At 36.6% G+C, this 12,607-nt stretch carries 10 protein-coding genes; 5 read left to right on the top strand and 5 right to left on the bottom strand.

All coding sequences use genetic code 11. The features are described 5' to 3' along the window. Positions 1–163 precede the first annotated feature (163 nt). From ACFSR8_RS07125 to ACFSR8_RS07110, 4 genes are all read left to right on the top strand, one after another. Complete coding sequence (locus ACFSR8_RS07125; RefSeq protein WP_380290486.1) at positions 164–1,363, top strand: alanine dehydrogenase; 1,200 nt, start codon at positions 164–166, stop codon at positions 1,361–1,363. Between the two features lie 55 nt (positions 1,364–1,418). Next, positions 1,419–1,784, top strand: a complete 366-nt coding sequence (locus ACFSR8_RS07120) for a hypothetical protein (protein WP_380290484.1) — start codon at positions 1,419–1,421, stop codon at positions 1,782–1,784. Further along, a complete protein-coding gene (locus ACFSR8_RS07115; protein WP_380290482.1) occupies positions 1,777–2,370 on the top strand; it encodes a sugar transferase in 594 nt (197 codons plus the stop codon). The genes ACFSR8_RS07120 and ACFSR8_RS07115 overlap by 8 nt, the downstream gene beginning before the upstream one ends. 64 nt (positions 2,371–2,434) lie before the next feature. Next, entirely contained in the window at positions 2,435–3,511 is a 1,077-nt protein-coding gene (locus tag ACFSR8_RS07110; RefSeq protein ID WP_380290480.1) for an SDR family NAD(P)-dependent oxidoreductase, read from the top strand. Here the strand turns inward: ACFSR8_RS07110 and ACFSR8_RS07105 are convergent. Continuing rightward, positions 3,508–4,683: a proline dehydrogenase family protein gene (locus ACFSR8_RS07105; protein WP_380290478.1), complete on the bottom strand. Its 1,176-nt coding sequence runs from the start codon at positions 4,681–4,683 to the stop codon at positions 3,508–3,510. The two genes, ACFSR8_RS07110 and ACFSR8_RS07105, sit on opposite strands and share 4 nt — an antisense overlap. A gap of 94 nt (positions 4,684–4,777) precedes the next feature. On the opposite strand from ACFSR8_RS07105, the gene aroB reads away from it, so the two are divergent. Further along, positions 4,778–5,845 (top strand): 3-dehydroquinate synthase, encoded by a 1,068-nt coding sequence (gene aroB / locus ACFSR8_RS07100; protein ID WP_380290634.1) that lies wholly within the window; start codon positions 4,778–4,780, stop codon positions 5,843–5,845. Between the two features lie 62 nt (positions 5,846–5,907). Here the strand turns inward: aroB and ACFSR8_RS07095 are convergent, their stop codons facing one another. The 4 genes from ACFSR8_RS07095 to ACFSR8_RS07080 all read right to left on the bottom strand — a co-directional run bounded on the left by ACFSR8_RS07095 (position 5,908) and on the right by ACFSR8_RS07080 (position 12,271). Continuing rightward, complete coding sequence (locus ACFSR8_RS07095) at positions 5,908–8,313, bottom strand: GumC family protein (protein WP_380290476.1); 2,406 nt, start codon at positions 8,311–8,313, stop codon at positions 5,908–5,910. Between the two features lie 7 nt (positions 8,314–8,320). Continuing rightward, positions 8,321–9,097, bottom strand: coding sequence for a polysaccharide biosynthesis/export family protein (locus ACFSR8_RS07090; RefSeq protein WP_380290474.1), 777 nt, complete (start codon positions 9,095–9,097; stop codon positions 8,321–8,323). An 88-nt stretch (positions 9,098–9,185) separates the two neighbouring features. After that, positions 9,186–11,144 carry a polysaccharide biosynthesis protein gene (locus ACFSR8_RS07085; RefSeq protein ID WP_380290472.1) on the bottom strand — a complete coding sequence of 653 codons (1,959 nt, stop codon included), beginning with the start codon at positions 11,142–11,144 and terminating at the stop codon, positions 9,186–9,188. Continuing rightward, entirely contained in the window at positions 11,141–12,271 is a 1,131-nt protein-coding gene (locus tag ACFSR8_RS07080; RefSeq protein ID WP_380290470.1) for a DegT/DnrJ/EryC1/StrS family aminotransferase, read from the bottom strand. The genes ACFSR8_RS07085 and ACFSR8_RS07080 overlap by 4 nt, the downstream gene beginning before the upstream one ends. Positions 12,272–12,607: the final 336 nt, after the last annotated feature.

Genomic DNA, 12,607 nt, shown 5'->3' with positions numbered 1-12,607 from the left:
AGAACAATAAATCTAAAGAAATATGAGGCCTGACCACATCTAATTAAAAGATTTTGCCTACAAATTTTTGATTCTTTGGGCACGCCCCGAAAATAAAAATCGCAGCCTTCATTTTAAAACCGAAAAAATAGTTGTAATTTCAAACTTAATAAACTTACCATCTATGTCAAAATCCTTGTCGCCCTTTACCAAGCAACAATTGTTGCCCCAGGAAGAAACCCTTGAGATTTTAAAGCACAAGAAACAACTATTTATTGGCGTTCCCAAAGAGACTTCCTATCAGGAAAACCGGATTTGTTTAACACCAGATGCTGTCTCTGCCCTTGTAAGCAATGGGCACAGAGTATTAATGGAATCGGGAGCTGGTAAAGGGGCCAGATTTAGTGATAAGGATTATAGTGAAGCTGGAGCCGAAATTTCAAATGATACGGCTAAGGTGTTTTCCTGTCCGATGGTGTTGAAGGTTGAACCGCCAAGTTTAGAGCAGATAAAATTATTGAATCCTCAAGCTATCCTGATTTCAGCGCTTCAACTAAAAACGCAGTCTAAAAAATACTTTGAGGCATTGGCATCAAAACGAATTACGGCTTTGGCCTTTGAGTTTATTAAAGACGAGGACGGCACTTATCCGGCCGTGCGCTCATTAAGCGAAATTGCCGGAACGGCTTCTGTTTTAATTGCCGCGGAATTACTGTCTAATGATAAATACAGTACGGGATTGATGTTAGGGAATATCAGTGGTGTCCCTCCTATCGAAGTTGTAATTCTTGGTGCAGGAACCGTAGGTGAATATGCTGCTCGAAGCGCAATTGGTTTGGGTGCGGGAATTAAAGTGTTTGACAATTCTATTACTAAATTAAGGCGAATTCAAAAAAGTGTGGGCAGGCCTTTGTTTACCTCCACCATTCAACCTAAAAACTTGGTAAAGGCTCTAAAACGTTGCGATGTTATCATCGGAGCCGTTCGGGGCGTCAATCGTGCTCCAGTGGTTGTCTCTGAAACCATGGTGCACCATATGAAAAAGGGAGCCGTTATCATTGATGTGAGTATCGATATGGGTGGCTGTTTCGAAACCAGCGAAGTCACTTCTCTTAAACAACCAACATTTGTCAAACATGGAGTAATACATTATTGCGTTCCCAATATTCCCGCTAGGTATTCCAGAACCGCTTCGGTATCCATTAGTAATATTTTTACGCCCTACTTGATGAAAATTGCAGAAGATGGCGGCATAGAAAATTCCTTAAGATTTGACAAAGGTTTAAAAAATGGATTGTACTTTTACCACGGCATTTTAACAAGCAAATCTGTGGGTGAATGGTTCGATTTAAAGTACAGCGATGTCAACCTTCTGATATTTTAGTTCGGACCGCAAGCTTTGATTTGCAAAATCCTTTAAATGAGATTAATACAACTAAATGAGATTAATACAACGAATCGGGTATTACCTAGGTGGTTTTTCTATTGGTTTAATAGTTTTAGCATTCTTCTTCAGTGGTAAAAAAACATCGTGCGCTTATGGACCAGAAGCCAGAGTTTTGAAAAATATAAATTCAAAGCCGTTGAAATTTCAAATAGAAAATTCCACTATAGAAATTGATACATCTTTGGTAAAGGAATTATTGAAAACTGGAAAAGTGGATTTTTCCAAAAGCGATACCCGTCGCGAGCCTTGCGGTATTTATATTGTAAAAGGTGAAATGAACGAAGAACATGTAGAACTATCTGTTGAAAATTGTGAAAACATTGCCAAAATTATAGCCTTATCCAAGTCCAATGACTAAGCGCGGTTTTGATTTTATTTTTGCTTTCATAGGCTTAGTGTTGCTCTTTCCTATTCTAATATTGATTGCACTTTTAATTAAACTGGATTCTCCGGGACCGGTACTTTTTGTTCAAGGCAGGGTAGGAAAAGGGAATAAAGATTTTAAAATCTACAAATTCCGAACCATGCGGACTCAGTCCGATAAAAAAGGGTTGCTAACTATTGGAAACAACGACTCCCGCGTAACTAAAGTGGGTTATTTTCTTAGGCGATATAAAATTGACGAATTCCCACAGCTTTTGAATATTATCAAAGGCGACATGAGCTTTGTTGGCCCAAGGCCCGAATTAAGGCATTATGTCAATTATTATAAAGACGAAGATCTGGAAATTTTTAAGGTGCGCCCTGGCATAACTGGTTTGGCATCACTGAAATATCGCAATGAGGTTGAACTTCTGAAAAAAGCTGAAAACCCAGAAGCATATTTTATCAATACCATTATCCCTGACAAGTTGAAATATAATAAGCTGTATATCAAAAATCGAAACTTTTTCTTTGATTTGAAATTGATTTTATTGACAATTATACGGGTCATTACAAAGTAAATTTGGAATACCACCGCAAAGTCCATATTTTTCATAACGCATTATAAATTCTGATCGTTCAATAATGGATAAAGCTTCTTTACTCCAAATTCAAAAACTACTGGATAATTCCGGCCTTTTTTTTGGAACAAAGCCCAAAAGAAGCTATCCGTCCTATGACTTTTCAAAAGAAACAATTTTGGTTACGGGAGCAGTGGGCTCCATTGGAAGTGGTTTGGTACAAAGCTTGGTGAATTCTAATTACAAAAAACTTATCCTTTTGGACAATGCTGAAACACCCCTGTACTACCTTGAAAAGGAATTTGGTTTAAAGCAACACCACTCGATTAAATTTATTCTAGGCGATATAAATGACAAAAAGGCCATGCAGGCACTGTTTGAAACATACAGGCCTACCCTAATTTTTCATGCAGCCGCCTACAAACATGTCTCTTTAATGGAGCTTCATCCCTATGAAGCGGTTAAAGTAAATATTAACGCCACAATTTATTTGGCAGGATTGGCCGTCCAGTATAATGCGAGAAAATTTATTTTCATCTCAACCGACAAAGCGGTTAATCCACTGGGAGTCATGGGCATGACCAAGAATATTGCCGAAAACTATTTAACTAATCTGGTAGACACCGATAACACTGTATTTATTACAGCCCGTTTTGGAAATATTTTTGGATCTAATGGCTCAGTCGTGCCTTTATTTTTAAAGCAACTTGAACAAGGAGATGATTTAAGCCTGACGGATTCAAATATTTCGAGATTGTTTATCGATAAGGACGAGGCCTGCGATTTCATTTTGCAGACTTCGATGTTTGAACCCTCCGAAAACATAAAAGTGTCCTTTGATATGGGAAAGCCAATTAAAATTTCAGACTTAGCCAAAGTACTAATAGATAATTACAATACTATCCATAAATGCAATCTTTCTCCAAGCATATCAATCACGCAATTACAAGAAGGAGAGAAACTTGTAGAAGAAATGATATCAGAAAATGAAATCCTAATCCCAAGTAAATCTGAAGCCATTTATCTTATTCAAAATAAAAAAACAAAAACCATAGTTGATCTTTATAAACTGGAAGCTATTTCCCCTTTAATGGATGCTAAAGAAGTAAAGGTTATTTTAAGCAATCTATGTCAATTTTAGGCAAGTTTTCTGCGTTGCCTTTCCTTCTTAAGAAGGGTCAGTTCCCTTCCCGTTTGGCCTGCTACTGATGTGTTCTCCTCCGCCCTTCTTGTAAGGTATGGCATAACGTCCTTTACAGGTCCAAAAGGCATATATTTTGCAACATTATAACCCAAATGTGCCAAATTATAACTTATGTGATCGCTCATGCCATAGAGTTGTCCAAACCAAACCCTTGGGTCGTTATTTGAAATACATTTTTCTAGCATTAAATCCATCAATAAATAAGTACTCTCTTCGTTGTGGGTGCCGGCAAATATCGACATGCAATCCAGATTATCTATCACATAGTGCAAAGCATCATTGAAATTTTCATCTGTTGCCCGTTTATTAGGACATATTGGAGATAGGTAATCCCTATCCTCCGCCCTTTCATTCTCTTTTTCCATGTAGGCACCACGTACTAATTTAAACCCCAAATAATAATTCCCGGATTTGGCTAAATCATGCTGATGCTTCATGAAATCCATTCGGTCGTGTCTATACATCTGAAGTGTATTGTAAACAATTGGCTTTTCGGTATTATATTTTTGCATCATTTTGGTTACCAAGCCATCGGCAGCATCCTGATACCAGCTTTCTTCGGCATCCACTAAAACCGCAACATCACTTTCCTTGGCTTTTCTGCAAACTTGGTCAAACCTATTTTCAACTTTTTGCCATTCCTGTTCTTCAATATCATTAAGCGTCAACCCTTGATTCACCTTTTCAAAGAGCTTAAACCTTCCAAAACCGGAAGGTTTAAACACCGCTATAGGAATAGCATCAATTTCAGTGGCAAAATCAATAATTTTTAAAACGGTATCTAGAGCATTATCAAACTCCTTCTCGCTTTCCTTACCTTCAACCGAATAGTCCAAAACGGAACACACTCCTTTTTTAAACATCTTATCAATTACAGGTAAGCAATCCTCCTCGTTTACGCCTCCACAAAAATGATCAAATACGGTTGAGCGAATCAAACCTTCAATAGGCAAATTAGCTTTTAAGGCAAAATTTGTAGCCGCCGTGCCGATTCTAACTAAAGGTTCAACTGATATCATTTTGAATAAGAAATAGGCACGTTCCAATTCAGAATCGCTTTTCAGCTCAAATGCTACAGCGGTATTGTCAAACGTATTTCTGTTCGTCATTTCAAATTATTTCTAACAAAGATAATTATTGCTAAACTACCATTTTAGTTAAAAACTCCTTAATTTGGCAGCCAAATCAATCTATCGAACCTATATGGACTCCATTACGGCCAATAACGGTATTATTCACTTTAATGACAGGTGTTACCCTTCCTTGAACGATCATATAAGAAGCCACAATTTTTCTAAGATTTTTATCCTTGTTGACAGTAATACGCATAAGCACTGTCTGCCTTTATTTTTATCTAATTTGGATACCGAAGTACTAATTGAAATCATTGAAATCGAAGCCGGGGAAATACATAAAACTATAGGTACTTGTGTTGGTGTCTGGGATACCCTTTCCGAATTGGATGGCGATCGAAAAAGTCTGATGATAAATATAGGCGGGGGCGTAGTAACGGATTTGGGAGGTTTCGTGGCGTCCACCTTTAAAAGAGGTATCGCATACGTTAATGTTCCAACCTCTTTGCTGGCGATGGTTGATGCCTCTGTTGGAGGCAAAACAGGAGTAGATTTGGGCACCCTAAAAAATCAGATAGGCGTAATTAGCACCCCCGATATGGTATTGATAGACACCCAGTATTTAAACACTTTGCCTTCCGACCAAATGCGCTCTGGAATGGCAGAAATGCTAAAACATGGATTGATTACTAGCGAAACCTACTGGAATAAATTCAATGACTTATCTAAATTGACCCTTAAAGATTTGGACAGCTTGATTTATGAATCCGTGCTCATTAAAAAGGCTGTTGTGGACGAAGACCCTTTTGAGAGCGGACTTCGGAAAACACTGAATTTTGGCCACACTCTTGGTCATGCTATAGAATCCTACTTTTTGAGCAATCCAAATAAATCTGATTTATTACATGGTGAAGCCATAGCCATCGGGATGATTTTGGAAACTTATTTATCGTCCAAAATTCTAGGGTTTCCTCACTACAAGTTGGAGTTAATCAAAGCACTTTTTATCAAATATTATGGAATGGTAAATATCGAAGCCAATGATTACGCTCCGATAATTGATCTGCTAAAATACGATAAGAAGAACTCACATGGGAACATCAATTTTGTGCTTCTTGAAGATATCGGCACCACCAAAATAGATTGCAGGGTCCAGGAACAGCTTATCACCAATGCTTTTGAATATTACAAAAACTAAATAAAAAATCCTCTTAATATAATGAATATTAAGAGGATTAAACTTTTATTATTTTGGCAACTTTATGCGGATGCCTTCTTCCATCTAAACAATCCTTTCTTTTTTGGAGCACCATAGTATCCATATTTAGCACCATATCCGAAATTGGACTGATTTACATCGTTAACCACTAGCATCATACCATTTAATTTCTTATCGGCATGTAATTCTTTAGCAAAATTCAGTACTTCTTTTTCAGTATAACCAGCTCTGGTCATGTAAATAGTATAACCTGCATATTGACTAAACAATAAAGTATCTGTTACCAACATTGATGGTGCAGTGTCAACGATAATATAATCATAGTCGTTTGAAACTTTGTCAAATAATTGTTTCATCCTGTCACTCATCAATAATTCAGCTGGGTTTGGTGGTACTTTTCCAGAAACTAATAAATCCAAACTAATACTGTTAACTTCGTGCGTATTGGTAACATCTCCAATAGTTACAGATTTATCTGCAAGAAATTCAGTCAGGCCTATATCCAAGGCTTTAGATTTCTGACCTTTTAATATAGTTTGAGTCTTAGGGTTCCTAATATCAGCACCAATCAGTAATACCCTTTTTCCTGTATTGGCCACTGTAAGTGCCATGTTCAAGCTAAAAAACGATTTTCCCTCACCGTTAATAGTTGACGTAACGAATACAACATTACTATAGGGCTTAGCATCATCACGTTTTCTTACATAGTCTAGATTGGTTCGAATAATCCTGAAAGATTCGGATAAAATGGAGCGATCATTACGCTGGATTAAATCTTTATCGCTTCCAGAAATCCTTGGGATTTCTCCTAATACAGTTATGTTATCTATAACTTTTTCAAGATCCTCTTTGTTATGGATTTTATTATCCAATAAATCTTTAACATAGATAAACCCAAAAGGTATTAACATACCCAAAAAAAGTGCGGATAAATAAACCATTGGTACCTTTGGTGAAACGGCCATTCCGTCCGAATGTGCTTCGTCAATGATTTTTGCATTTGGAGAAGCCGAAATAAGCGAAATAGTCGCTTCCTCACGCTTTTGAAGAAGATATAAGTAGAGTGATTCCTTAATGGTTTGCTCTCTTTCAATATCTCTGGACTTTCTAACTTGACCTGGTACAGCGTATATTTTTTGACTTAATTTTGATGTCTGATTCTGCAAACTCCTAATTTTCAAATCTATTGCGCTTGAGGAATTGTTCAAACTTTGTCGCAAACTGGTTTTTATGTTGCGTATTTGCTCATCCAAGTTAACCACTATTGGGTTTTTTTCATTAGAGCTCTGTAGTAGCTTCTGTCTTTGATCTAATAACTCGTTGTATCGAGATGCCAAAGAATTTATTGCTCCATCTTCAAGGCCGAGATTGGTTGGAATACGGTCAAAACTTTCATCATTTACTTGCCCTTTCATGAAATTAATTGTACTATATTGGGTTCTTGCCCTAGCCAACTCCTGTTCGGTCATAGCATTGTTATCCAAGTATATCTGAGCTTCAGAGGTAATATCTGTTAATTTATTTCCTGTCTTAAATCGTTCAATTTCATCGTCCACTTTGGACAAATCGGTAGCAATAAGGTCAATCCGTTTATTTATAAACTCCGCAGTATTATTAGAAATACTACTCTTTTCTTCAACTGATCTTCTATTATACTCATCAACCAAAGTATTAATAACCGCTTTAGCCCTCTCGGCAGAAGTGTCGTCCAATGAAAGATTTATGACATTGGAAAATTCACCTGCCGCCGAAACTAAAATAGCACCTTTGTACTGCTCAGCAAGACTTTCAACCGGATTAATACTTACATAAACTAGTTGATCTTTTATATATGAAAGATTTTTAAAGTTTGGAGTGATAACTATATCTCCAATGGGCGTTGCAATATTATTTCCAAAGTCTACTTTTTGAGTTAACGGCTCCTCAGCACCGGCCGGGTGGTAAATAAAATCAAAAGACGTTTCGGATTTAATTATCAAACTAAAACCGAAATAAGATCTCCTAATAATAGAATCAGATTCAATAAAATTTATATTAATAGGAGCTTTGCTATTGGGAAAGTATTGTGTATCGTGCAGTCTACCCTTTGCAAAAATTCTCAAGTTTAAATTCAACTTCTCAATAACCCCTGTCATCAATTTTCTTGACTTGAGGACTTCTATTTCATCCTCAATACCTTTCATTTCAGGTGTATTTTGACCTAAATCTGCTAGAAGACCTGCTGCAGGATTTGCCCCTTGACTTTGAACTAACATAATTTTACCGTAGGCATTATATTTCGGCTGCGCATATCTCAAATGAAAGTAAGCCAATACTAAAAATAAAATGCCACTAAGTGCGAACCACTTCCAATGCTTGGTATATTTTAAAACCAGTTTCTTTAAATCAAGATCCTCCTTGGAACTAACAGTGTTGCTTTTTGACGTGTTTTTACCTCCTTTATCCATTTAAAATCTAATTTCTGGTTACTAGTATTAAGGTTGCAGGAATTATGATAGAGGCTATAGAAAGTATAACTCCAATCCTGCCATCAAAAAAGGACTCCGATGATCCTGACTTATTGGGCTCAACATAAACAATATCGTTCTGGGTCAAATAATAAACAGGCGAGTTGAATAGTTCCTTGTTTAAAAGGTTGACCCTTGTATAGGTCTTTGTACCGTTAAAATCCCTGATAACCATCACATTTTCCCTTTTACCTTTGATATTTAAGTCCCCAGCAAGAGCAATGGCCTCTAATAGTGTAATGCGTTCTCCTGAAACTTCATAGATACCTGGTCGATTCACCGATCCTAAAACCGATATCCTAAAGTTTAAAATCCTTATGTTCACAATAGGATCCTTGAGATAATCTTCCAGTTTTTTTTTGAATAATTCTTTAGCCTCTTCTACCGTTAGCCCTAGAAGCTTTACCTTACCAAGTACAGGGTAATCAATATTTCCATCAATATCAACAATGTAGTCAACAAGTTCTAAGGCTGATGTGGTCTGGCTTTTGACCAAGTTGAATGGTTTGGCCGCTTCCAGATCAAATGTAGATACGTAAACAGTCACGATATCATTTACCTTAAGCCTTGGGGTAAATGTTTCCGTATTAACAACGGTTTCAAAATCTTTTGCGTTTTGAAAGTAAACTACTCTCTTTCTGGAACTACATGAAGTGGTGACGAAAATTGTTGATAATAAAACGCAAACAATTATTATTCGTCGAAATCTTACAAATTCACTCATTATTATTCAATTTGGGGCAAGCTTAAGGATTCAAAAACATAATTATGACTACATTCAAACTTCAAATGTAGTCATAATATGCTTAAAATCATATAGATTTATATTCTACCTGATTTTCTGAATTGGTATCTAAAATTCCTTTAGCTTTTTTATAAATTTTAACTCTTGTATCGAATTTCTCATATTCTGAGTTGTTCGATTTGTACTCTGGGATCAAACTTTTCATTTTCATAACAATATTGTTGCTCTGGAAACGATTAGTGATGCAAAGCTCTTCTATTTCGGATTTAACCTTATTATGCTCTAGCTCTCTCGTTTTACTTATCATAATCTTTTTATGGTAAGTGGAGAGTGTATTTTCGCCATTTGCCAACAACTCTTCATAAAGCTTTTCTCCTGGACGCAATCCAGTGATTTCAATATCAATATCTTCAGGATATCTTAGCCCGGAAAGCTTAATCATATTTTTTGCCAAGTCATAAATTTTAACTGACTCTCCCATATCGAAGATAAAAATCTCACCGCCTTTCCCCATAGTACCAGCCTCTAAAACCAGACGAGAGGCTTCGGGAATTGTCATGAAATATCTTGTGATTTCCTTATGCGTCAATGTTAAAGGCCCTCCTTTTTCTATTTGTTTTTTAAATAAGGGAATTACTGATCCATTAGACCCTAAAACATTTCCAAATCGTGTTGTAATAAACTTGGTCTTGCTTTCCTTCTGCAAACAGCTTATATACATTTCTGCCATTCGCTTGGTAGCTCCCATCACACTGGTTGGGTTAACAGCCTTATCGGTTGAAACAAAAACAAACTTTTTTATGTTATATCTAGAAGCAGTATCCGCTAATAACTTCGTACCGTTTACGTTAATTTTTATAGCTTCATAGGGAGACTTCTCCATTAATGGCACGTGCTTGTATGCCGCGGCATGAAAAACCATGGATGGTCTGTGTGCCTGAAATATGCTATCAATTCTCACACCGTCCCTGATATCTGCCACAATGGCCACAAAATTATTTTTGCCGTTTCTTATAAGTTCCTGCTGCAAGTCGTAAAGTGCGGATTCTGCCTGATCTATTAATATAAGTTTGCGCGCTTGGAAATTTGCTAATTGCTTCACCAATTCGCTTCCTATAGAACCTGCTGCACCAGTAACAACAATAACCTCTCCATTAAACTCATTCAGTAGGTTTGGATTGTCGATCTCAATTGGTGCTCTTCCCAAAAGATCCTCAATTTCAAATTGCTTGATCTGGTTTGCATTAAGCTCGCCATCTATCCATGTCTCAAAAGGAGGAACTTTCTTAATTTCTATATCAAAATTCATGAAGCTATCAACCAAGGAAATCAGTCGCCTGGAGTCTATGCTCTGCGAAGCTATGATTATCTCCTCAATACCATTAGTGTTTACGAAGTCATGGCTCAACTTATCTAGGGTATAAATGGGCGTACCATTAATAAGCTTACCCTGTTTTTTCTCATTATCATCTACAAAGCAAATGACATTATAGCTTATGCTTGTATTATTCAATAAGGCATTGTAGGTTAAAATACCCGAATCTCCTGCTCCATATATAATTATGTTTCTTGAGGACAATAGTTGCACTTTTAACTGTTTGTAAGCTAGTTTGAAGAGCAATCGGCAACCAGACAACGTTACAAAACTAAACAATGCGTGTACCACTATTATGGAAAGCGGGATTGTAAAACTACCTAAAAGACCGGTAACCCTGTTAACCAACACAAAAAGTATTGATATAATGGACATGAGCACCACTGACTTGAACACATTCATTACATCTGTAAATCCTGTATGTCGGATAACACTTTTAAAAGACCCTACCAATAGAAAACTGAACGACGCAATTATGAGCAACAACGGCATTTGGATTTTCAGTTGGCTTAGGTCAAAACCAAAGGTGAAATTAAACCTTACGTAGTAGGCAATAACAAACGTTAATAATACGATGGATAAATCAATACCAAAAACAAGCCATTTGGAGGCATATTTCTGGGAGTAGTAAGTAAAGTAGTTCTTTATCATAAGTTGGGGGTCTTTAAAATAATATTTACGATTCTTTCTAATTCATTAATTGTTAAATTTGAACCACTTGGCAAGCAAAGGCCTCTTTCAAATAAATCTTCGGAAACTCCATTGCTAAAATGCAAACTATCTTTGAACACAGGCTGGATATGCATTGGTTTCCATAGTGGTCGTGATTCTATATCATCTTTCAATAACTCAAGACGTATCCTTTCTCTTGTTTCATAAGATTTAGTAAGAATACAGGTAATCCAGCGATTGCAGAATAAGCCGTTGGGCTCTTCCAAAAACTCTATTCTGCCATGACCAGACAATCTTTCCTTATAAAATTCATAATTCTTTCTTCTGGCCTCGACTCTTTCATCCAATACCAGCATCTGTCCGCGACCAATACCGGCCAAAACATTGCTCAGCCTATAATTAAAACCTATTGTAGAATGTTCGTAGTGTGGCGCATTATCTCTTGCCTGAGTTGACAGGTGAATGGCTCGCTTTTTATGAGCTTCGTTAGAGGCAATTAAAGCACCTCCACCAGAAGTTGTAATTATTTTATTGCCGTTAAAAGACAAAATACCTAAGGTTCCCAAGGTACTACATGGACGTCCATAATATGTACTTCCTAATGCTTCTGCACTATCCTCAACTACGGGAATATCATACTTTTCGGCAATTGCATTAATTTCATCTGCCTTGTACGGCATTCCATATAAATGTACCGCAATTATCGCCTTAGGCTTTTTATATTTCTCAATTCTATCCTTTATGGCTATTTCCAAAAGTTCTGGAGACATATTCCAGGTATCGGGCTCACTATCAATAAAAACAGGAGTGGCTCCTTGATATACTATAGGATTTGCCGAAGCTGAAAATGTAAAACTTTGACACAATACCTCATCACCTTTTGAGACATCAAGCAGTTCTAAAGCCAAATGTATTGAAGCCGTTCCCGAGCTTAAGGCGGCTACGTACTTTTCACCCCCTAAATAACCATTCAGGTCATTTTCAAACCCATCAACATTTGGTCCCAAGGGCGCTATCCAATTTGTACTGAAAGCCTCAGCAACAAAATCTTGCTCTCGCCCTCCCATGTGAGGTGATGATAAATATATTCTAGTTTTTGTCAACATAAATCCATTATCAATTAAAGCCAATAAAGGCTGTGATAATAATCAAATTATATTAAGTATTGTATTGAACCTCCCCCAAGAGATGAAGATGTCAAAATCAATAATTAATTTCAAAATTTCAAAAATTCAAAAATGTTCATGTCACTACCTAAAATTCAAAACCTATTGAGGGAAGTAGGATGCAATTTTTTATAATTTGACATTCACACATTAAATCAACATTTTGCTATTAATCAATTTAATTTTGTGTTTGATGGGGTAAATTTAGCAATTGTTTTAAAGCGATAATAAAAGATATTGCTTATTTCGCTAAAACATTCATTAAAATCGGCTAAA

This window comes from Hyunsoonleella rubra, assembly GCF_042684665.1.
Classification (GTDB): Bacteria; Bacteroidota; Bacteroidia; order Flavobacteriales; family Flavobacteriaceae; genus Jejuia; species Jejuia rubra.
This window is presented reverse-complemented; position numbering and strand designations above follow the sequence as displayed.

What these genes read in the sequence shown, in the direction of transcription:
- ACFSR8_RS07125 (WP_380290486.1), top strand. Translation starts at nt 164, where the DNA reads ATGTCAAAATCCTTGTCGCCCTTTACCAAGCAACAATTGTTGCCCCAG.
- ACFSR8_RS07120 (WP_380290484.1), top strand. Translation starts at nt 1,419, where the DNA reads ATGAGATTAATACAACGAATCGGGTATTACCTAGGTGGTTTTTCTATT.
- ACFSR8_RS07115 (WP_380290482.1), top strand. Translation starts at nt 1,777, where the DNA reads ATGACTAAGCGCGGTTTTGATTTTATTTTTGCTTTCATAGGCTTAGTG.
- ACFSR8_RS07110 (WP_380290480.1), top strand. Translation starts at nt 2,435, where the DNA reads ATGGATAAAGCTTCTTTACTCCAAATTCAAAAACTACTGGATAATTCC.
- ACFSR8_RS07105 (WP_380290478.1), bottom strand. Translation starts at nt 4,683, where the DNA reads ATGACGAACAGAAATACGTTTGACAATACCGCTGTAGCATTTGAGCTG.
- aroB (WP_380290634.1), top strand. Translation starts at nt 4,778, where the DNA reads ATGGACTCCATTACGGCCAATAACGGTATTATTCACTTTAATGACAGG.
- ACFSR8_RS07095 (WP_380290476.1), bottom strand. Translation starts at nt 8,313, where the DNA reads ATGGATAAAGGAGGTAAAAACACGTCAAAAAGCAACACTGTTAGTTCC.
- ACFSR8_RS07090 (WP_380290474.1), bottom strand. Translation starts at nt 9,097, where the DNA reads ATGAGTGAATTTGTAAGATTTCGACGAATAATAATTGTTTGCGTTTTA.
- ACFSR8_RS07085 (WP_380290472.1), bottom strand. Translation starts at nt 11,144, where the DNA reads ATGATAAAGAACTACTTTACTTACTACTCCCAGAAATATGCCTCCAAA.
- ACFSR8_RS07080 (WP_380290470.1), bottom strand. Translation starts at nt 12,271, where the DNA reads ATGTTGACAAAAACTAGAATATATTTATCATCACCTCACATGGGAGGG.